Source organism: Nostoc sp. DedQUE04 (genome assembly GCF_034530995.1).
In the GTDB taxonomy this organism is placed as follows: domain Bacteria; phylum Cyanobacteriota; class Cyanobacteriia; order Cyanobacteriales; family Nostocaceae; genus Nostoc.
This window is the reverse complement of the sequence record NZ_JAVRCA010000009.1, coordinates 1-21,564: the sequence shown is the minus strand read 5'-3', so window position 1 is coordinate 21,564 and position 21,564 is coordinate 1. Positions and strand designations below refer to the sequence as shown.

Here is a 21,564-nt window from a genome sequence, read left to right as displayed (position 1 = left end):
CCGTTGTAGTCACAAATGACAAAGGACAAAGGACAAATGACCAAGGACGACCATAACAAAAATGTTCGCAATCTCATTTAGGATGGCTATATCTCTAATTCGTGACTATCGGTTTCTGTTTATTGCTAACTTCTAAAGGTAGGAAAATCGTCATCACTTCCCCATAGTGTGGACGCTGGCGCACAATTAGTTTGCCACCGATCGCCTGAAACAAATGCTTGGTTGCAGCGATATTCAAACTAATCGTACCTGTTTCTGGTTGGAACATCAGCAGTTGGCCTAGAGCCTTGCGGATTGGTGGTGTTGCAGGTATGGCGGCTTTATTTGAATCTTTGCACCGGAATTGCGGCGATAATTGTAACTTTAGTTGATCTCCAGCGGGGATAACTTGTACTTGAATATGGCTGCCAGCCGGTAAGCTGCGAGTAAAATTTTCCATCAAACCAGTGAGAACCCGATCCAGCATGGTGGGATTGCTCACTACTGTTGGTAGTTGCTGGGGTAAAACAACATTCAAAGTTAAGTTACGGCGATGCGCTGCTTGTTCCCAACGGGGAATGCTCTGCTGCAACACTTGATCTAAAGACATCGGTGTGAGTTGAGTTTTTGACGATTTTGCTGAGGCAGTAGTTTCTAGTTCTGCGGCCTTAAACAGCAATTCCATACGGTCAATTTGCTCTGTACACTCGTGATCGATAATTTTTAAGCGATTGATCGCGCTAGCATCTAAGTCTCGCCGCTTTAACAGCAGACGAGTCATGGTGCGAATAGTTGTTAAAGGTGTGCGGACTTCGTGAGCAAAAGCTTGGAGCAATTCTACATCAGGATTTGAGGATTGGACATTGGGCATCGCTTCGGCTTTGCTCAGGGCAAGTGGACATTGAGCATTGGGGAAAACTTTTCTCCCCTGCTCCCCTGCTCCTCTGCTCCCCCGGTTACTGAGCGCAGTCGAAGTATGCTCCCCTGCTTCTTCCACAGTCCCTAGTAAACAGTCTTTAGTCTCTTCTGGTTCTGTTAATTCCTGAAGTAATAACTGACTAAAGTGGATCATCATGCGGTAGTCTGGTGCTACCGGAGAATACTGTTCTACTAATGCGTCCAAGCGGGCGAAAAATTCTGGATTAGCCAGCATTACCCGTGCCCCTAGCGATCGCCAAGCCTGCTGCACTATCTCTGGCTCAAAAGAAAATGAAAAGGTTTTTTTGCCGTTTTTGTGGGTTGCTAAAATTAGTACTAATCTGAATTTATCTGTAAAAACCAAGCAAAACTGTTCTGCTCCGAGCGGATCGGCAGGTAGTAAAGGAAGTACCGATTCATTGGGAGCAATTTCTTCATTGACAGACGCAATTGCACCTGGCATCTGAAATGGCATTAGCGCCAAAGGGTTAAATGGTTTTGCTGTAAAAGTTACTGTTTGTAAACTTTGAGTTAATTTTGGTTGACTAAACAAGGGTGCTGGTGCAGCTAAAACTAATCCTTGGGTTGTGTCAACTGAAGGGTCTGCTAAAGTATTTAATAGCAAATGTTCTGTCGCTGCGAGGCTGATTCGCCACTGCTGCTCTGCTTTAGCAGGTGAACATTCTGCCACACTTGATTGATTTTGGGCCAAGATTTCGCTCAGGCTTGGCAATATCCATTGGTACACAGGCTTTCACCCCTTAATTCAAGAGCGACTAACAGCGTCTAGGTTAGACATTTCACTACTATCTAAGAGGTTATAGCTATTTGTATACTGATGACAGTGGTAGAACCGAACAATTCAGGGGCAATTACCCTCTAACTGCGATGTCTATGAAGGGCTATGCTTACGCACTTAGAGGCTGAAAAACATTGGCACTGACTTTTACCGATAGGCGTGGCGATCGCCAACTGATGAATGTGCTGGTTTCGCTACTCGAATTGGGATTGTAATTACAAACTCTGCACCTTGTCCCGGTGATGAAATACATTGCAAAGATCCACCATGCTTATCTGTAATTATCTGGTAGCTAATCGATAAGCCCATACCAGTCCCTTTGCCAACTGGTTTTGTGGTGAAAAAAGGGTCAAATAAACGCGACTGGATTTCTTCTGAAATTCCTACCCCATTATCAACAATCCGAATAATTATATTTTCATTTACCTGAAGAGAAGAAATGCGAATCAAGGGATTTGGACAAAGTTCTTTTTGGAAACAATCTTCTAAAGCATCGATCGCATTTGTCAAGATGTGCATAAATACCTGGTTCATTTGCCCTGCAAAACACTGGATTTGAGGTATTTCACCATATTCTTTAATCACTTTAATTTCAGGGCGATTATTTTGTAGTTTCAGACGGTGTTGCAAAATTAATAGAGTACTGTCGATTCCTTCATGGAGATCGGCCGTTTTGAACTCAGCTTCATCCAAACGAGAGAAAATTCGGAGACTGAGAACAATTTCCCGAATGCGTTTAGCCCCCATCTTCATTGAGGTTAACATCTTAGGCAAATCTTCTATTAGGTACTCAATATCTGCTTCTTCGTTAGCATTTTGAATTTCTGGCTCTGGGTTGGGATAATGATTTTGATAAAGCTTAATTAACAGCAGCAGTTGTTGAGTGTAATCATCAGTGTGTTGCAGATTGCCGTAGATAAAATTAACTGGATTGTTGATTTCATGGGCAACTCCTGCTACTAGTTGACCCAGACTCGACATTTTTTCAGATTGAATTAATTGGATTTGGGTTTTTTGCAGGTCTTTCAGAGCTTGCTGAAGTTCTGCTTCTGTCTGCTGACGCTCAACAATCTCGTCTCGTAATTGTTCGTTGGCATTGACCAATTCATCTCTGGAATGTTGCAGATCGTCCGCCATTTTGTTGAACGAGGTAGCTAACTCGCCAATCTCATCCTGGGAGCAAATATTAACTCTGGTATTCAGCTTACCTTCAGACAGATTTACCACAGCTTGCTGGAGTTGTTTAATCGGTTTTGAAATGCTTCTAGAGATCAAATAGCCTACTAATAGTGCGAGTATGCCACATGCCAAACTGATAACTGACGTGGCAACAATATTTTTATGGGCTGTTGCTAGGGCTGCTTCATAAAGCGGTGTATATTCCAGAATGACTGCACCAATTCTTTCACCCTTGCCAGTCTTAAAAGGAACAGCAATCAATCGAATCCCATTTGGGTACTCAGGACTGAACTCAATATATGTTCTTGGTATACCATCTTGAATAGTTTTACCAACTTCATTATTGCGATCGCGATCTAATCGCGTACCAATGTCTTCTGGAACTACATCTGCCAGAATGATTTTATTGCGATCTACAATCTCCAGATCGCGCTGACGTTTCTTGTGTAGCGAGATAACATGGTCTTGCAATTCCGCTAACATCTTATCTCGCGATTCCATTTCGTGGTATTCATCAAGTTCATGACTTACGAAATATGCTACTAGTCCAGCAACTTCTTCAGCCTCTTGTTGAGCAATATACTTAGCTATTTTCAATTGTTGATGGGCATTAATCGCACCAGTAATTACTGAGAGAGTCGCTATTCCTAGAATTCCCGAAATTAATTTCTGACTAATTTTCATTCCTTGCTCGAAACCTCAAGTACTGGCTACTGCGCTAATTCAGTTCTAGGGAATTTGCGCTTTTCCTAAAATTCCCAGATGTGTGCCTGAAAGCTACAGAGTCAAGAGCCATTAGCCAAATCTTTAATCTGGTTCCTTTTTGATGATGTGGATTACCGATAGCGTACCCCTGCGGCGAAACGACGCGTAGCGTCTTTGACAGGAGAAGCGGGAACGCACTAAAGGTAGCCTTATCCAGTACAATCTTGTCACCTTCAGAACTATTGAAGTCAGTAATAGTATCAACACCAATAACAGTAGACATATCCGCAAATTAGCAAATGTATGCTAGGAATAGGTTTTAACCATTATTTGGGGCTGGCGATCGCTGACAATAGTTTGACGATATAATCAGGGTTTCAAGGCGAAGAGTCACATTTTTCTCAAAATTTTTATCCCAAATACAATTAAATATATTTAATGTTAAATAGCTCTTTTTAACTATTAAAACATAATAAAAATACCTAGTTAATTCGTAGGTCTTTCTATAGGCTGTTCTGCGCTATCTACAATTAATTTGTATTCTAATAAACCTCTTGCATAAGTCGAATAAACCCCCTTTATCCCCCCGATATATTGGCGGTAAACTTAAAATCTTGCCCCCTCCCCTTGTGAAGGGGAGGGTTGGGGAGGGGTGATTCAAGGATTTTTGCAAGAGGTCTAATAATGATTGGCACAGCCTCTCGTAGACATCGTATTTTTTAGGTAGATTAACAATAGACTATCTCAAGGGCACTTTATGACTTCTTTTGATTCAGCTAAAGATTTAATACTAGTTGCTGGTGCTACAGGTGGAGTCGGGCAATTAGTGGTAGGCAAGTTACTCGAAAAGGGTTTAAAAGTTCGCGTTCTGACACGCAATGCTGCAAAAGCTGAAGAGATGTTTAACCAAAAAGTGGAAATTGCCGTTGGTGACATTCGCCAGCCAGCTACACTGCCAGCTGCAATGCCAGGTGTTACTCACATCATAAATTGTACTGGAACTACTGCCTTTCCCTCTGCGCGATGGGAGTTTGACGAAACCCCGAACTTGATTGAATGGGGAATTATTTTCTTTAATCCCAAATCTAGTGAAGCAAAAGCAAAGAATAGTCCGACAAAGATTGATGCTCAAGGTGTCAGCAATCTAGTAGCGGCAGCACCCCAGAATTTGAAGCGATTCGTTTTCGTCTCTTCCTGTGGAATTCTCCGTAAAAATCAGTTTCCTTTTAGTATTCTTAATAGTTTTGGCGTGTTGGATGCTAAACAAAAGGGTGAGGAGTCCATTATTAATTCAGGATTGCCCTACACCATTATCCGCCCAGGACGCCTTATTGACGGCCCCTATACCTCATACGACCTCAACACCCTCCTGAAGGCAAAAACTGGGGGTAAATACGGTGTGGTCATAGGCACTGGTGATACCCTTTCGGGTGATGCCAGCCGGATTGATGTTGCAAACGCTTGTGTAGAATGCCTTTTTCAGCCAAATAGCTCTAGGAAAATTTTTGAAATAGTCAACCAAGGACAAAGACCACCTGTGATTGCCTGGGAAACTCTTTTTTCTGGGCTTAAGTAACTACTGAGTCTTTAGTATTGAGTACTGAGTGTTGAGTGCTAAGTGCCAAGTGCCAAGTGCTGATGCTGAGTTATTATTCTCTTCCATGCCCCATGCCCCATCCCCAATCCCCAATGCTTCTGTACTTTATTGCCTCAAAAGACGGCAAACACCACTCAGACGTTACGGTTCACCCTAATTACTGAAAGTATTAATTCTTCTACATTAGACAGAGTGAAGACAAATTAATCCATGAACCAACTAAAAACAAAATTTAGTTAGTTTAACCGTCCCAAGTAAGGTTCGGGAAACCACCCTTCATGGACTGGCTACCACTAAGCTTCAGTATATATATCAGCATAGTCTGGAGTTTTAACCCCAGAAAAGCCAAATTAAAGGTATTCATGCTGAACTGGCTGATTTCTTGACCCTGTTGGTTCAAAATTTAGTGCTTTATATTCTCATTCATTCATTTGTAGTTATACGGAGCCAGCACCTAAAATGGCAAAAGTAGTTGGAATTGACTTAGGAACAACGAACTCCTGCGTGGCAGTGATGGAAGGTGGTAAACCCACAGTAATTGCTAATGCTGAAGGTTTTCGGACAACGCCATCAGTAGTCGCATTTGCTAAAAATGGCGACAACTTGGTTGGCCAAATCGCCAAACGCCAAGCGGTGATGAACCCCGAAAATACGTTTTACTCAGTCAAACGCTTTATCGGTCGCCGCTACGATGAAGTGGGTAACGAAGCTACAGAAGTTTCTTACAAAGTTCTTAGCAGCAACGGCAATGTCAAATTAGATTGTCCAATAGCTGGTAAACCGTTTGCTCCTGAAGAAATTTCTGCAAAAGTTCTTCGCAAATTAGTTGAAGATGCCAGCAAATACTTGGGTGAAACTGTAACCCAAGCTGTAATCACTGTTCCTGCATACTTCAACGACTCTCAGCGGCAAGCAACAAAAGACGCTGGTAAAATTGCCGGGATTGAAGTTCTGCGGATTATCAACGAGCCTACCGCTGCTTCTCTGGCTTATGGATTTGACAAGAAGAGTAACGAAACCATCCTAGTATTTGACCTTGGTGGTGGTACTTTCGACGTATCCGTGCTGGAAGTAGGAGACGGAGTTTTTGAAGTACTAGCCACATCTGGTGATACCCACCTTGGTGGTGACGACTTTGATAAAAAAATAGTTGATTTCTTAGCTGAGAAGTTCAAGAAAGCCGAAGGTATTGACCTGCGGAAAGATAAACAAGCCTTACAACGTCTGACGGAAGCTGGAGAAAAAGCCAAAATTGAGCTTTCTAGCGTTACCCAAGCAGAAATCAACCTACCATTTATCACTGCTACCCAGGATGGGCCCAAGCACCTGGATACAACCCTGACTCGCGCGCAGTTTGAAGAACTTTGTTCTGATTTAATCGACCGTTGCCGTATTCCTGTAGAAAACGCCCTTCGGGATGCCAAGTTAAACAAAGGCGATATTGATGAAGTGGTGTTAGTTGGTGGTTCTACGCGGATTCCCGCAGTCCAACAGATTGTGAAGCAGGTATTGGGTAAAGACCCCAACCAAAGCGTGAACCCTGATGAAGTTGTAGCAGTTGGTGCAGCCATTCAAGCCGGAGTACTGGCTGGTGATGTAACTGGCATCTTGCTGTTAGACGTGACACCCCTATCTTTGGGTGTGGAAACATTGGGTGGCGTGATGACGAAAATTATCCCCCGCAACACCACAATCCCCACCAAGAAATCGGAAGTCTTCTCCACTGCTGTGGATGGACAAACCAACGTAGAAATTCACGTCCTCCAAGGTGAACGCGAATTCTCTAACGATAACAAGAGTTTGGGAACCTTCCGCCTTGATGGTATTCCTCCTGCACCACGTGGCGTTCCTCAAATTGAAGTGGTGTTCGATATTGACGCTAACGGTATCCTTAACGTCACCGCAAAAGACAAAGGTACTGGTAAAGAACAGTCCATCAGCATAACTGGCGCTTCCACCCTGGATAAAAATGACGTTGACCGGATGGTAAGAGAAGCTGAACAAAATGCTTCATCTGACAAAGAACGGCGTGAGAAGATTGAACGCAAGAACCAAGCCGATTCTTTGGCATACCAAGCTGAAAAGCAGTTACAAGAATTGGGCGATAAAGTTCCCGATGCTGACAAGACTAAAGTCGAAGGTTTGGTGAAAGAACTGCGGGAAGCTGTTGCTAAAGAAGACGATGAGCAAATTAAAAAGCTCACCCCAGAATTGCAACAAGCGTTATTCGCTGTTGGTAGCAACATCTATCAACAAGCTGGTGCTAGTGCCAGTGCTGGCGCTGGTGCTGGTGCTACATCTGGTGGTGAACCTCAAGATAGTAGCAGTTCTTCTAGTTCTAGTAACGGCGACGATGTGATTGACGCTGATTTTACAGAGAGCAAATAATTCCTCTACTTTCTTTTGAGAAGATTGTTTTGTTCGACCTCATATTACCCACTCAGACAAATGCCTGAGTGGGGATTTTTTTTTAGGAGTTAGAGGTTAGAAGTTAGGAGTTAGGAGTTTGAAGTCTAGAGTTAGAGTAGAACTAATATTAGTAACTCTTGCTCTTAATTCTTAACTTTATTCCTAACTCCTCACTCTCTATTCCTAACTCCCTTATGCCATATCCACAAGCACCTTGGACACTCCAAGGCTATGCCATCCAAACTTTGCATTTGGTAAATATTGACCAAGTGCGCCCTTTGATTCCCTCAGAGTTAGAAATTATTTCTGTATGGCCTGGTAAAACTCTCGCTAGCATGTATTTATCTCATTATGGGTCAGGCTCAGTACTGGAGTATAGTGAGTTAATTGTTGTCCCAGCTTTGGTTAATTACCAAAGAAAAATCGGTGGTTGGGTTTCCCACATTTATGTAGATAATGCTGATTCGGTGGCTGGCGGTCGAGAAATTTGGGGGCTACCAAAGGAACTAGCTAAGTTTACCTGGGAACAAGGAAAGTATGTTACTGTGCATCAGGAAAACCGGAAGTTGTGTAGTCTTAAGTATAATCAACAAAGTTTGGCATGGAGACAGTGGTTAAGTGCCTCTAGTTTCAGCGTCAAGGGTAGTGATTTGCTGATGTTCCCTGCTGAAGTTGAATCTGTGTTGGGTTTGATTGGTTCTAAGTTAGAAATCCCAGACGAAAGTCCTTTTTCTGGAATCGGTTTAGGTCAGCCTTGGTTAACTGTGCGCTATGAGCAGATGAACTTACGGGTTGATGCGCCAAAAGTGGTAGGTCAGATGGGTATCAACACTTCTCGGTTAGGTATTTTTAATTCGGAATCAGGTTTTGGGAAAAGGGAAAAGGGTAAGGGTTAAAGGTTTTTTCTTTCCTCTTTCCCCTTTACCGAAATGAATTCTTGAGAAATTTATACCAATTCAATTAATGATTGCAACACATCTTTGGGTAAAGACGCGACGCCAGTCGCTACAACGGGGAGGCAGCGCGGTCTTGGGGGTTCCCCCCATGAGCGACTGCCGTGGGAACCCCCGCAACGCGCTGGCTCATGAATCGCGTCTCTACAAATGGTCTATTTGTCGCATTCTTTTTTCAAATTGGTATTATTTTATGCGATCGCTCTTTTCCACTTTGGGATGATAAAATATCTTAACTTCCCAACATCTGCAAGTTATGTAAAGTGGCATAAAGCCCTCCTTGTTGCAGTAGTTGCTCGTGACTTCCCTGTTCGATTAATTCGCCACGCTTGAGAACAAAAATCCGGTCTACGTTGCGAATCGTAGACAAGCGGTGAGCGATAATAATCGCAGTACGTCTATGCAAAAGCTGGTTTAATGCCTCTTGAACTGAAGCTTCTGTACCAACATCCAAACTAGCAGTAGCCTCATCTAGTACCAAAATTTGCGGATTGCGAATGGCAGCCCGCGCAAAGGCTAAAAGTTGCTTTTGACCGCTAGAAATATTTGTGCCCCGTTCTCGAAGTTGAGTATCATAACCTTGGGGTAATTCTTCTATAAACTGGGCAATGTTGGTTTCTTCGGCTGCTTGTTGAATCTGCTCAATGGTGTAGCCATCTCCTAAAGAGATGTTGCTTTTAACATCGCCAGCAAACAAAAACCCTTCTTGTAAAATTACTGCCATGTAACGCCGCAGTTCTGCTTGGGGTACTTCCCGAATATCTACCCCATCTATGAGAATGCGTCCTTGGGTGGGTTCGTAAAGGCGGCACAAAAGACGGATAATCGAAGTTTTACCCGCACCTGTAGGGCCGACTAATGCCACTTTTTCACCAGGATGAATGGTAAAATCTAAGTCTTTAATTACGTAATCATCATTTTTATAAGCAAACCAGACACGATCAAAGCGAATCTCTCCCAGTTCTGGCGGGGAAGTGAGGTCTGGGGATTCTAAATTAGCTACGATCTCATCTATGTAGCCAAATTTCGCATCAAATATTGAGAAGCGGACATTGGCGCGATCGCTAATTTCTATCGGTTCATCTAATATATCCCCTACGCGTTCAATGGCAGTAAAACCAGCTTGTATTACTGTAAATTTTTCCGCAAAAGCCCTTAAAGGGTCAAATAATCGCTGGGCATACAATACAAATGTCGATAAAGTCCCGAAAGTCAAGGTTTTTTCCAACAGCAACCAACCACCCACGCATAAAACACCTGCGATCGCAATCAGTCCAATCCATTCTAAGGTTGCTGAAACAAATGAATCATAAAAGATGGTTTTATCCATTTGCTGAGTGTAGTTCCTGTTCGTAGCACGAAACAATTCGGCATTAAATTTTTCTCTACGGAACAACTGCACGACGTTAATACCAAGCACATTTTCTTGTAGCTGTGAATTTAGGATCGAAAGTTCTTCTCGTCCTTTGTAATTGGCTTTGCGGTATTGTTTTTGAATGTAAACAATTACCCAGCTAGTTGGTAACAGCATCAATAACAGCAAGCAAGAAAGTTGCCACTGGATGGAAAACATTAAACCCAAAGTCACCAGCATTAAAAACAAATCGGATATGATGCCAATTGCCCCAGTCGAAAAGACATCGCCTAACACTTCCACATCGCTGGTGATTCTGGTAATTAATTTACCTACGGGTGTGCGGTCAAAAAAGCGCACTGCTAGAGATGTTACATGCTGAAATAAGTCTTGGCGAATTGCTGCGGTGATTTGTTGCCCTAGCTTTTGGACTATATAACCTTGAAAACCTGTCAACATCACTTGGATGGCGATCGCAATTACCAATAATCCCTCTAGGATATTTAGCCCTTGCGAGAAGGGACGATTCCTGAAAAGTTCGTAAGTGCTTGGTTCGTGACGAATCAGAGAGATTACTTGCCCAATCAAGAAAGGTTGTACGGCATTAGCTAGTGCGATCGGTATGAGTAGGCACATCGACAGCGCCAATAGCCGTCCGTTACGACGGGCATAAGGCACCAAACGCAAAAATAACCGCCAGTCATTTTCACGCCGACGATCTGGTGTATAAGATTTTTTCAGAGATTGGTAGATGCTCATAGTAAGAGCATTATATTAATGTTTGGAAAAAAACACGCTTGTTTAAAGTAGCGTTTATTTTTCTACTCTGATACCATGCCTGAGATAGAGACTGCAAGACTACTACTAAGATCCGGATATTCCTCAAGATTTGGATGATTTCCTTTACATTTTGCAATCTTAAAACTATCAGTCTTCTACCCAGAAATGTTGCCACTGTATAATTTAATTTGGCGATTCAAAACGATTCACAATCGCAGCTAGCAAAATCATTGGCGAACCAACTGCGAAACATCAGGGGCGTTACAGAGAAAGCGGGATGATTTTGCTAGTTTTGTGGGATGGGCCGAAAAGCCCGTCCCTTGTATTTCAGGGCGCTCGTGTCGCCCACCCTACAAGAATCATCCCTTGATTCAGCAACGCCACATCAGGACTTTCAAGGGGTGGAAGTCTTCAGGGTGCATTGCTATCATTGGTGTCAACTTAAGCCGAAAACTATATCGGACAAGCGTTTTACAAATCCCTTACGCCCTCATTCCCTAACCCCTTCTACCTTGGGAGAAGGGGAATTGAATGTCTAGCTCTCCTCTCACGGATGGGAGAGGGGCTGGGGGTGAAGGCAAAACGTTGTTACCAAGCGGGTTGAGCGTTAAGTAGACACCTATGAGAAGTACGCCCCTACAGTATTTGTATTAATTGCTTCATAAATATTCCTGTAAGTATGGGATAATAGCATACTTATCTGTTTACGTCTTATATCTAAAGATAGAAGATTGAGGTTAAAATTTGGGAAACCTAAGAGGGGTTCATTCCCAAGAGATGTTCTACCTACTTATCGCAGAATGCAACTGAGGTCAGATGACGCAACCTTTAAATCAAGTCAAAGAATGGGAACAACGTCGTGATGAAGCAAACCGCTACTACCAACGGGGCAAATTTCAAGAGTCTCTCGATCTTGCAACCAAAAATTTACACTTGGCCAGAGCAATTCCAGACCGAGCCAGAGAAGGTTATACATTAAACGACCTCGGTTTAGCTCACCTCAGTTGCTGGCAACCTCAAAGAGCATTAGAGCGTTTTCATCAGGCGCTTTCGGTTGCTATTGAAATTGGCAACACGCCAGCACAAGCAACTGCACTTAGCAATCTGGGTTCTACCTACAGCCGTCTTGGACGCTTTTCGCAAGCGTTGGAATATTTTGACAAAGCACTACCAATTTTTAGGCGATCGCAAGATACTCAAAGTGAAGTTTCTACTCTTAATGATGTCGCGCTAATTTATACCCGCTTAGGAGAACCAAAACGCGCACTGTTGCTACAACACCAAATTTTGAGGATGCGGCGATTGTTAGGTGACTTTTCTGGCGAAGCAACAACGCTCAATGGTATTGGATTTGCCTACAATGTCTTAGGCAAGTTTGAGCAAGCGCTAGAATTTTTTCAAGCAGCACTGCCAATTCAACGAGCCGTGAAAAATCTGCTTCAAGAAGCAACCACCTTGAACAATATTGCTTCTGTCTATCATGATTTAGGAAAACCGAAACAAGCGCTATTGCTCTACTATCAAGTTCTTTTGACACGTCAAGCAATTAGCGATCGCGCAGGCGTTGCAACAACCCTTCACAACATTGGTTTTACCTACAGCACCCTGGCAGAGCATCGCCAAGCCATGAAGTTCTATAAGCAAGCCATTGGGATTTATCAAGAACTGGGCGATAATCTTGGAGAAATTTCAACTTTGCTGAATATGGGAAGCGTTTACGCCACCACAAAACGCAAAAAAATGGCGCGATCGTGCTACCAAAATGCCCAAGAGTTAGCAGAGCAAATTGAATATCAGCCACTTTTGGAAAAAGTACAGCAGTTCATAGATTCTCTGTAGCTTCCAGTTCCCCTTCTCCCATTTTGGGAGAAGGGGTTAGGGGATGAGGGCAACTTTACTAGTGAAATTAAATATGCGTTATCCAGAACCCTTGTAGAGACATAGCACTTGCTATGTCTCTAAATTCTTTTTTACCCTAGCTACAATACCAAAGTTGTAGCTAGAACAAGGACATCTATGAAAGCTTACGAAATTCAAAGCAACGCCGGAATTGATGCCCTGGCATTAGTCGATCGCCCCCAACCAAAACCCGCAGCTGGACAAGTTCTGATTCAAGTCAAAGCAACATCCTTAAATTACCGCGATCTGCTTGTGATTGAAGGAGCTTACGGTTCTGGACAGAAATATCCGTTAATTCCCATGTCGGACGGTGCGGGAGAAGTTGTAGCGGTGGGGGAAGGTGTGACACGGGTGAAAATAGGCGATCGCGTCGCTGGTATTTTCTTCCAAGACTGGATTTATGGCTCTTTAACCAAAGAGAAAATGAAATCCGATCTCGGAGGCGGTATCGATGGAATGCTAGCCGAGTATGTTGTATTACACCAAGATGGTTTAGTAATATTACCCGATCACTTATCCTATATTGAAGGTGCAACTTTACCCTGTGCAGCAGTCACAGCTTGGCACGGGCTGGTAACAAAAGGCAATATTGGCGCAGGTGATAGTGTTTTATTACTCGGTACTGGAGGAGTTTCAATTTTTGCTCTCCAGTTTGCCAAGATACATGGTGCTAGAGTGATTATTACTTCTAGCAATGATGAGAAATTGGCACGAGCCAAACAGCTTGGTGCTGACGAGACAATCAACTACAAAACAACACCAGATTGGGAAAAGCAAGTTTATCAATTAACCAATCGCACAGGTGTAGATCATGTAGTTGAGGTAGGCGGTGCAGGTACTCTGCCAAAATCGTTACAAGCAGTCCGCATTGGGGGACGTATTAGCTTGATTGGCGTATTGTCAGGCAGAGGAAATGAGATTGACCCGATGCCAATACTTTTTAAGAGTTTAACAGTTCAGGGAATTTATGTTGGCAGTCGGGAAATGTTTGAAGCGATGAATCAGGCGCTGCAACAGCATCAAATCAAACCAGTTATCGATCGAGTTTTCCCCTTCAATGAAGCACGAGAGGCTTATCATTACCTCAAAAGTGCGGCTCACTTCGGTAAAGTCGTAATTCGTAATTCGTAATTCGTAATTTTCAAGAGTTTAATTCTATGTTTCAACTGGGGTTTGAATTCCCAGTTGAAACATAGTTATACCAATAGACCATTTGTAGAGACGCGATTCATCGCGTCTTTACCTAAGGATGTATTGCAATCATTAATTAAATTGGTATTATGAATTACCTTTAAACAGCAGCGAGAGTAGGCGTAGCAAATTTAGCATATCGCTCGATGTAGAATTCTTTAGAGTGAGCGATCGCTTTCACAGATTCACGCTCTTTCAAAGCATGTTTCCACTGACGTACACGGGTAAATTGCTCTGGTATTCCAAAACCGCGATATTGCTTCAATGCAGCCCAGCGCTCAAACCAGGGGAAATAGGTGAAATCTACCAAACTAATAGATTCGCCAAACCAATAAGGGCCTTCTTTAGATAGCTTTGCTAAACCTTCGTTTTCAATGAATTCCAGATGTTTAGATAGTTCCTGTTTCGCTTCTTCTTGTTTTTCGGGATCTGAACTCCGCAGCAGAGTAGAAAAAGCGGGAACGAATCTGATGTTAGCAAAATCGATCCAGATGCGAGCTTGTGCCCGATCGATGGGGTTGCTGGGTAACAATGGTGGATTGGGAAATACCTCATCAAGATATTCGTTAATTACCGCTGACTCCCAAACTCGGTTATCGTCATGAGTTAGTGCAGGCACTTTACCATAAGGGGAAACTTTGGTAAATCCTTCCGGTTTATTCTGCAAATCAATTTCAATCAAATCGAAGTCAATGCCTTTCTCTTGGAGTACCAAGCGGGTACGGTGAGCATAAGGACAAACAACTGCACTGTATACTTTAATTTCAGTCATGTTTAAGTTCCTTGGTAAATAGGACTTGTTAATCGCCATTGAGAATTGAATTTTCATCCAAAATCCCAAATCTTAAATGGGCATTGGGCATTGGGCATTGGGCATTGGGCATTGGGCATTGGGCAAAAACTTACTGCAACTTCTCCCCTGCTCTTCTGCTCCCTTGCTCCCCTGCTCCCCTGCCTCCCCTGTCTCCCCTGCTCCTCTGCTCCTCTGCCTCCTGCCCCCCTGCCTTCTCCTAAAGCCAGGGCACTTCTTCAGGTGCATAACGGAAGGCGCGGAAGACTGTATTTTGCTCTCCACGAGTTACCGGCGATTTTTCACCTGGAATATTCCGAGTTGCAAAGTAGGGATTAATGTATTCCCAAACAATCTCTCCTGCAACTGTCACCTCGAATATCCGGCCGTAAGCACCTTCTGTAATTAAGGTATTGCCATTGGCCAAACGTTGCGCTCCTGATATGTAGGAACTAAAGAAATTTTGGGGCGGATTGTCGGTGTATTCCCAAACTATCTCTTTGGTTTGACGGTTCACCTCAATCACACGAGAAAAATTGAGAGCAATGTTACGGCGATGTGCGCCATTGTCGAAAATCAAGATATTACCGTTAGCTAATTCGTTCGGAAAGTGCTGCTGTGCTAGTACGTCATCGCCTAGCGTCCAGATGATTTCTCCGGTTTTGCGATCGATAATGACAACTGTGGAGATATTGCGAAAGCTCACTATAATGCTGCCATCGGCGAGTTCACCCACAGTATTCCCATGAGTCCATTCATGTCGATGATCTTGGGGTGTAATCGTAAATATATCTGGATCGAGGTGTTCGTGAGCGTGCCAAGTCCAAACGATTTCACCTACTGGAGTCACCTCATAAAGCACATCCGCATAGATATCACCATTTGGTTCTGTACCTGGTACGCCACCTTTGATCCGGGGAACCAAAGACTGAGGTATCTTTTCAATGGCGAGTAGAATCGTGTTGCCATTGGCTAGCCTGCGTCCATCATGATGATGATCTGGATGCTTATATTCCCAGATAATATTTCCTTTGGGATCTGCTTCTAAAACAACGCCACTTTTGAATGCAGCCCACAAAGCAAAACGTAGGGGTTCTTCTGGCGGAGTCTTACCATTATAAAAAAGGTTGCCATTGGGCAAAAGATAACCGTATAACCCTGGTGGATAAGGCAGATTCCACTGGTGTACTACTTCTCCTTCCAAGTTCAGAAGGTAGACTTCACCTTTACCTGTCAGGGGTGTGAAAAGTGTGTATCCTTTAAATACTTTTTCGGGATTGTAAGCTCTTAAACCAGTACCCCGACGACGAATAGTATTTTGGTCAATTAATGTTGCTGTAAAAGTCATATTTTACCGACTAAATATTTAGTTTTGAATCTAAGAATTGAGAGAGTGCATCGCGCATCTCTACTTCTACTCTGAGAATGAGAGCCAGAGGCTCTAAGGAGGCATTACCAGGCTCCAGCCTGGTAACGAGGCGAACTATCTAAAATGTTTGAATTTTGTTAGCGCAGCGTTAGCGAGTCCGCGAGCGTCATTTTGAATTTTGAATTGTTTACGGTGCTGGGTTTGGCGACTGAGCATGAACTATATCCAACTCTTCCAAAATGTCTTTGTTGAGAACTACATTCACGCTTTCTAAATTCTCTTTGAGTTGCTCCAGTGTGGTGGCACCAATAATTGTGCTAGCCACAAACCAACGACTCCGCACAAATGCCAAAGCTAGATGCGCTGGACTTAGTTGATGGCGCTTGGCAATTTCTACGTAAGCTGATACGGCTTGACTTACTTTTGGTTTGAGATAGCGCTGACCGAAATTATCAAACAAAGTGACTCTGGCTTTTTCTGGTTTGCCGTTTAGATATTTCCCAGTCAAGAAGCCAAATGCCAAAGGACTATAAGCTAGTAATCCAATTTCTTCGTGATAAACTGCTTCTGCTAAGGCTCCGTCAAATACTCGATTCAACAAGTTATAAGCATTTTGAATCGAAGCAACTTTAGGCAATCCTAACTGTTTAGCAGCGTTACTAAACTGGGCAACTCCCCAAGGGGTTTCGTTACTCAAACCGATATAGCGAATTTTCCCCGCTTTAATTACATCGGCAAAAACTGCTAGCTGTTCAGCAATGGGAACCGTTTCTTTCACCTGAGTCGGATCGAATACCGTTTGTCCAAATCGTGGCACATAACGATCGGGCCAGTGAATTTGGTATAGATCGATATAGTCTGTTTGTAATCTTTTTAGACTATCATCTACAGCTTTTTTGATATTATCACGGTCAATTGCTTCGGCTCCACCACGTAACCATTTAAAGCCTCGACCAGGGCCCGCAATCTTAGTAGCTATAATAACTCGATCTCTTTGTTGGCGCTTTAACCATTCCCCAATATAAGTTTCAGTTAATCCATAAGTTTCTCTACTTGGTGGGACAGGATACATCTCAGCTGCATCAATAAAATTGACTCCTTGGGCAATAGAATAATTTAGCTGTTCGTGGGCTTCTTCAATAGTATTTTGTTGTCCATAAGTCATAGTGCCCAGACAAATTTCTGAAACTTTTAAGTCACTCTTGCCAAGTTGGTTATACTTCATATTTCTACGTTGTTATTCACTCGATTTAACAGTGATATTTTTGTTAGAGATTTTGCATTTTGTCAAGGGCATTATTATTTTTTAAGTAAATTAGCTTCAAACAACACTGGATTCGGCACTAAGCCAATATAAGTTTTTCAGAGAATATACAGTTTATACTACTGTAAATTGATTGTTAAAGTGTAGTTAATGCATATAGCTGTTTATTATTGCATAGATGAACCAGATAAGTAAGTTAGTTTTGGGTAATCAAAATTTTAAATATGTAGTAGAAAATACTTGCTTTTATTGGGTATTTGTGAAATAGACTGTTTTAGACTAAGTATATAGTACAATAAATCGGTAGATTTACCGTAGTAAGGCTAAAATCTTAAGATTCTTCTAGAATGAAGTCTTAATAAATATTCATATTAATTGGGTGATTTCTAAGTATCTTATTTTTAAGATAATAAAAATATACCAAGACTATTTGGGAGAGCTAAAAAGATTTGTCGCAATGAAAAAGATTTAGGTTTTAATAACTTGTATAATCAGGAATTTTTTGCTGCGATCGCTTCCAAGGATGCTCGTGTCTATAGCAATATGATTAACGAACATAATTTCATTTAATTATGCGATCGCAAATGTCGCAAATGTAATTAAGTTAATTTATCGGGATTTTTTGTTATTATAAACAACTCAATTTTGTTATATCATAGATATGAGTATAAAAATCTCAATTTTTTATTATAAGCTTTTTAGGAAGTACGCTTTTTGACATTAGGGTTAAACTCTTGATTTTTCTCCCTATGCCGTAAGTTGTCTTTTCTAAAGACGGCTACATTCAGGAGAATTCCAATGTCATTAGATAAAAATATCCTTGAAAAACCAGCAAATAAGTTGCTGGCAACTTTGCCAGCCAGTGATTATGAGCGTCTTGTTCCCCACCTAAAGCTAGTTTCGCTTTCTACTCGCCAAATACTTCACCATGCAGGCGAAGCGATCGCACAGGTATATTTTCCTAACAAAGCAGTAGTTTCTATAATCACCACTATGGAAGATGGCTCGACTGTGGAAGTTGGTTTAGTGAGCAATGAAGGCATGGTGGGTATGTCCGTAATTTTAGGAGACAACACCACAACCACAACAGCATTTGTGCAGATTCCAGGTAGTGCGATGCAGATGGATGCGGATATACTCAAAAGCGAGTTCAATCGGGGCGGAGCTATTCAAAGCGTGCTGCTGCGCTACGTGCAAGCTGTATACACTCAAATAGCACAAGGATCTGCCTGCAACCGTCTTCATAGACTAGAGAGGCGGTTGGCTCGGTGGCTGCTAACAGTTTCCGATCGTCTGGAATCAGACGAATTTCCGCTCACCCAAGAATTTATCTCGCAGATGTTAGGTGTACGTCGTGTTGGTGTCACCGAAGCAGCTAACATCCTGAGCGAAGCCGGAACGATCGCCTACCGCCGTGGTGAGATTCACATCCTGAATCGAGAGGCTTTAGAAAAAACCTCCTGCGAATGTTATCAGGTTATAGAAAATGAATTTATCCGTTTATTGGGCTTATTGCCCAATAAACGGCAAAAATAATTTTTTTGAAGCTTCTATGTACGGAACCGCACAGACTTGTTAAAGTCTGTTCATTTAAGCTTTTTTATATTGTCCCCGTGTTCTTTTAGAGAATACACCTTTCGACATTAGGATCAAATTCTGAAGTTCTTTCCTTGTGCCCTGAGTTGGCTTTTCTAAAGTCACCTATCTTAAGGAGAGTGACTTTTAATGTCATTAGAAAAAAGCCTTTTTCAGCAACCACTAAATAAGCTGCTGGCAGCTTTGCCAGCCAGTGATTATCAACGTCTTGTCCCTCATCTAAAGCTAGTTCCGCTCCCAGTTCATCAAATCCTTTACCAAGCAGCCGAACCCATCGCACAGGTCTATTTTCCTGATAAGGCAGTGGTTTCTATTGTCACCACTATGGAAGATGGCTCAACGGCAGAAGTTGGGATAGTAAGCAATGAAGGCATGGTGGGTATCCCAGTAATTTTAGGAGACAACACCACAACCACAACAGCCTTTGTGCAAATTTCTGGTGCTGGAATGCAGATAAATGCAGATGTCCTGAAAGCCGAGTTCAATCGGGGCGGAGCTATTCAAAGCGTGCTGCTACGCTACGTACAAGCTGTATACTCTGAACTGGCGCAAGGAGCAGCCTGCAACCGTCTCCATACACTAGAAGAACGGCTGGCTCGCTGGCTACTGACAGTTTCTGACCGTCTGGAATCAGAAGATTTTCCCCTCACGCAAAAATTTATCTCTCAGATGCTAGGTGTACGTCGTTCCGGCGTGACAGTAGCGGCTAGCACCCTGAGCCGAGCCGGAATGATTAGCTACCAACGCGGTCATATTAGCATCCTGAACCGAGAGCATTTGGAAGCAACTTCCTGCGAGTGTCGTCAAGTTATCCAAAACGAATTTGCTCGGTTACTGGGCTTCATGCCCAGTAACCGAGCCAAAAAATTTTTTTGAGCTATGTGTGCGAAACCGAACAGACTGGCAAAAGTAAGTTAATTTAAAGTATTATGAGCGAATTTCTATTTTAATGTTCAGTGAGCGAAAACACTCTTAAGCTGCAAGTAAATAAGTTACTCGCGGCTTTGCCAACCAGTGATTACGAGCGTCTTCTCCCGCACCTAAAGTTAGTTTCGCTTCCCACTCGGCAAGTTCTTTACGAACCGGGAGAACCCATCACACACGTCTATTTTCCCCAAAACGCAGTGGTTTCTATAGTCACTTGTATGAGAGATGGATCGACGGTGGAAGTTGGGATAGTGAGCAATGAAGGTATGGTAGGTATCCCAATAATTTTAGGAAGCAACACAACAACCACAAAAGCGTTTGTCCAAGTTGCGGGTGCTGGAATGCAGATAGACGCAGATATTCTGAGAACCGAATTCAATCGGGGTGGAGCTATTCAAAAGCTGCTGCTGCGCTATGTACGAGCTATATATACCGAACTTACACAATCATGTGCCTGCAACCGTCTTCATTCATTGGAGGAACGACTGGCTCGTTGGCTGCTCACAGTCTCTGACCGTTTGGCATCAGAAGAATTTCCGCTCACGCAAGAATTTATCGCCCAGATGTTGGGTGTAAGGCGCTCCGGTGTGACAGTAGCGGCTAGCACCCTCAGCCGAGCCGGAATGATTAGCTACCAACGTGGTCATATTAAAATTCTGAACCGAGAGGATTTGGAAGCAACTTCCTGTGAGTGTTATCGAGTCATCCAAAAGGAATTTACTCGGTTGCTGGGGAATAAGTCAAGGCGCGTAGGCGTAGCCCGTCGTAGACATCGCCAATGAAGAATATTAAGTTACTATGTCTGAAACCGGACAGACATTTGCTAATTGCTTCCTTTAAGATTTAGTAAAGTGTGCAATCAAATAGCGCGTTTTGATGCGATCGTTACTTCTAGTTTTTAAGCTACGGAGCCGTGAGAATAATGTCTAATCAATCGATGTCTTTTCAAGGTCTGCGATTGCTGATTGTTGATGATGACGCTGATACGAGAATATTACTTACTTTTCTGTTTGAATTAGAGGGAGCAGAGGTAATTGCAGCGGCTTCAGCAGACGAGGCTCTAAAAATAATGTCATCTTTTAAAGCAGACATCCTAATTAGTGACATTTGCTTACCCGACGAAGATGGCTACTCACTGCTCTTGAAAGTCAGAAATTTAGAAGCAAAGCGAGGTAGAAAGATTCCAGCGATCGCTCTAACAGCATCTACTTTCAAGGATGACCATAAACGTGCATTATTAGCAGGTTATGATATATACCAATGCAAGCCAATAGACTTAGACGAGTTAACTTCTATTGTTGCTAGTTTAGTTGGAATCGAACAATACGTTTGTCATATTTAGATGTAACTAGAGATAAATCATTAAATAAAAAAGCTTTAACTAAACTAAATTTTATTTATTTTCAAAATGCGATGTCTACACGAGCTAACCCGTTGTAGACATCGCATTTTTTCAGAGGATGTCTGAAAACTTTTTGGTGTTGTATTCGAGACTTGTAGATCCCCCTAAATCCCCCGATAAATTGGGGGACTTTGATTCCAGTTCCCCCCTTTTTAAGGGGCTAGGCAGGGTGGTTTCATACAACGAGAGAAAAACTAAAAATGGGTTTCAAAGCCTCTCTCCGCTTCGGGGAGAGGTTTGGAGAGGGGTCAAAATCTATCGTTATACATGAAAAATCAAGACTTATATATTTTTCTTTTTTCGTATGAAACCACCCTGCTTTTTAAGGGGGGCTAGGGGGGATCAAGCGAAATATTGAATACTTCTCAGACATCCTCTCAGGAATATTTTGACTAATTTAGCAATCTGATTTGATTTCTGAATTAATCGTAGGGACTAGGGACTGGGGACTGG

The 21,564-nt window shown here is 42.6% G+C and carries 15 protein-coding genes; 9 read left to right on the top strand and 6 right to left on the bottom strand.

The annotated features are described in order from the left end of the window. Positions 1 to 94: 94 nt before the first annotated feature. Positions 95 to 1,645 carry a HAMP domain-containing sensor histidine kinase gene (locus tag RM049_RS08420; protein WP_322703863.1) on the bottom strand — a complete coding sequence of 517 codons (1,551 nt, stop codon included), beginning with the start codon at positions 1,643 to 1,645 and terminating at the stop codon, positions 95 to 97. Between the two features lie 198 nt (positions 1,646 to 1,843). Continuing rightward, on the bottom strand, positions 1,844 to 3,559 hold the full coding sequence (locus tag RM049_RS08415; protein ID WP_322703862.1) for an ATP-binding protein: 1,716 nt from the start codon (positions 3,557 to 3,559) through the stop codon (positions 1,844 to 1,846). 778 nt (positions 3,560 to 4,337) lie between these two features. Between RM049_RS08415 and RM049_RS08410 the strand changes: the two genes are divergently transcribed. The 3 genes from RM049_RS08410 to RM049_RS08400 all read left to right on the top strand — a co-directional run bounded on the left by RM049_RS08410 (position 4,338) and on the right by RM049_RS08400 (position 8,482). Continuing rightward, on the top strand, positions 4,338 to 5,156 hold the full coding sequence (locus RM049_RS08410) for an SDR family oxidoreductase (protein ID WP_322703861.1): 819 nt from the start codon (positions 4,338 to 4,340) through the stop codon (positions 5,154 to 5,156). Positions 5,157 to 5,636: 480 nt separating this feature from the next. Next, the gene (gene dnaK, locus RM049_RS08405; RefSeq protein ID WP_292869714.1) at positions 5,637 to 7,565 is read left to right on the top strand and encodes a molecular chaperone DnaK; all 1,929 of its coding nucleotides are present in this window, start codon (positions 5,637 to 5,639) and stop codon (positions 7,563 to 7,565) included. 215 nt (positions 7,566 to 7,780) lie between these two features. After that, positions 7,781 to 8,482, top strand: a complete 702-nt coding sequence (locus RM049_RS08400) for an acetoacetate decarboxylase family protein (protein WP_322703860.1) — start codon at positions 7,781 to 7,783, stop codon at positions 8,480 to 8,482. Positions 8,483 to 8,771: 289 nt separating this feature from the next. On the opposite strand, the gene RM049_RS08395 is transcribed toward RM049_RS08400, so the two are convergent. Further along, positions 8,772 to 10,652 carry an ABC transporter ATP-binding protein gene (locus RM049_RS08395; RefSeq protein WP_322674167.1) on the bottom strand — a complete coding sequence of 627 codons (1,881 nt, stop codon included), beginning with the start codon at positions 10,650 to 10,652 and terminating at the stop codon, positions 8,772 to 8,774. A gap of 837 nt (positions 10,653 to 11,489) precedes the next feature. Between RM049_RS08395 and RM049_RS08390 the strand changes: the two genes are divergently transcribed. Both RM049_RS08390 and RM049_RS08385 read left to right on the top strand, forming a co-directional pair. Next, on the top strand, positions 11,490 to 12,512 hold the full coding sequence (locus tag RM049_RS08390; protein ID WP_322691947.1) for a tetratricopeptide repeat protein: 1,023 nt from the start codon (positions 11,490 to 11,492) through the stop codon (positions 12,510 to 12,512). 177 nt (positions 12,513 to 12,689) lie between these two features. Beyond that, entirely contained in the window at positions 12,690 to 13,703 is a 1,014-nt protein-coding gene (locus RM049_RS08385) for an NAD(P)-dependent alcohol dehydrogenase (RefSeq protein ID WP_322703859.1), read from the top strand. 160 nt (positions 13,704 to 13,863) lie between these two features. Here the strand turns inward: RM049_RS08385 and RM049_RS08380 are convergent, their stop codons facing one another. From RM049_RS08380 to RM049_RS08370, 3 genes are all read right to left on the bottom strand, one after another. Beyond that, entirely contained in the window at positions 13,864 to 14,535 is a 672-nt protein-coding gene (locus RM049_RS08380) for a glutathione S-transferase family protein (RefSeq protein WP_322703858.1), read from the bottom strand. A gap of 238 nt (positions 14,536 to 14,773) precedes the next feature. Then, complete coding sequence (locus RM049_RS08375) at positions 14,774 to 15,901, bottom strand: aryl-sulfate sulfotransferase (protein WP_322703857.1); 1,128 nt, start codon at positions 15,899 to 15,901, stop codon at positions 14,774 to 14,776. A gap of 208 nt (positions 15,902 to 16,109) precedes the next feature. After that, the gene (locus RM049_RS08370) at positions 16,110 to 17,147 is read right to left on the bottom strand and encodes an NADP(H)-dependent aldo-keto reductase (protein ID WP_322684843.1); all 1,038 of its coding nucleotides are present in this window, start codon (positions 17,145 to 17,147) and stop codon (positions 16,110 to 16,112) included. Between the two features lie 837 nt (positions 17,148 to 17,984). Between RM049_RS08370 and RM049_RS08365 the strand changes: the two genes are divergently transcribed. The 4 genes from RM049_RS08365 to RM049_RS08350 all read left to right on the top strand — a co-directional run bounded on the left by RM049_RS08365 (position 17,985) and on the right by RM049_RS08350 (position 21,051). Continuing rightward, positions 17,985 to 18,722, top strand: coding sequence for a Crp/Fnr family transcriptional regulator (locus tag RM049_RS08365; RefSeq protein WP_322703856.1), 738 nt, complete (start codon positions 17,985 to 17,987; stop codon positions 18,720 to 18,722). A gap of 189 nt (positions 18,723 to 18,911) precedes the next feature. After that, on the top strand, positions 18,912 to 19,658 hold the full coding sequence (locus RM049_RS08360; RefSeq protein ID WP_322703855.1) for a Crp/Fnr family transcriptional regulator: 747 nt from the start codon (positions 18,912 to 18,914) through the stop codon (positions 19,656 to 19,658). A gap of 80 nt (positions 19,659 to 19,738) precedes the next feature. Next, a complete protein-coding gene (locus RM049_RS08355) occupies positions 19,739 to 20,491 on the top strand; it encodes a Crp/Fnr family transcriptional regulator (RefSeq protein WP_322703854.1) in 753 nt (250 codons plus the stop codon). 140 nt (positions 20,492 to 20,631) lie between these two features. Next, the gene (locus RM049_RS08350; RefSeq protein WP_322703853.1) at positions 20,632 to 21,051 is read left to right on the top strand and encodes a response regulator; all 420 of its coding nucleotides are present in this window, start codon (positions 20,632 to 20,634) and stop codon (positions 21,049 to 21,051) included. Positions 21,052 to 21,564 lie beyond the last annotated feature (513 nt).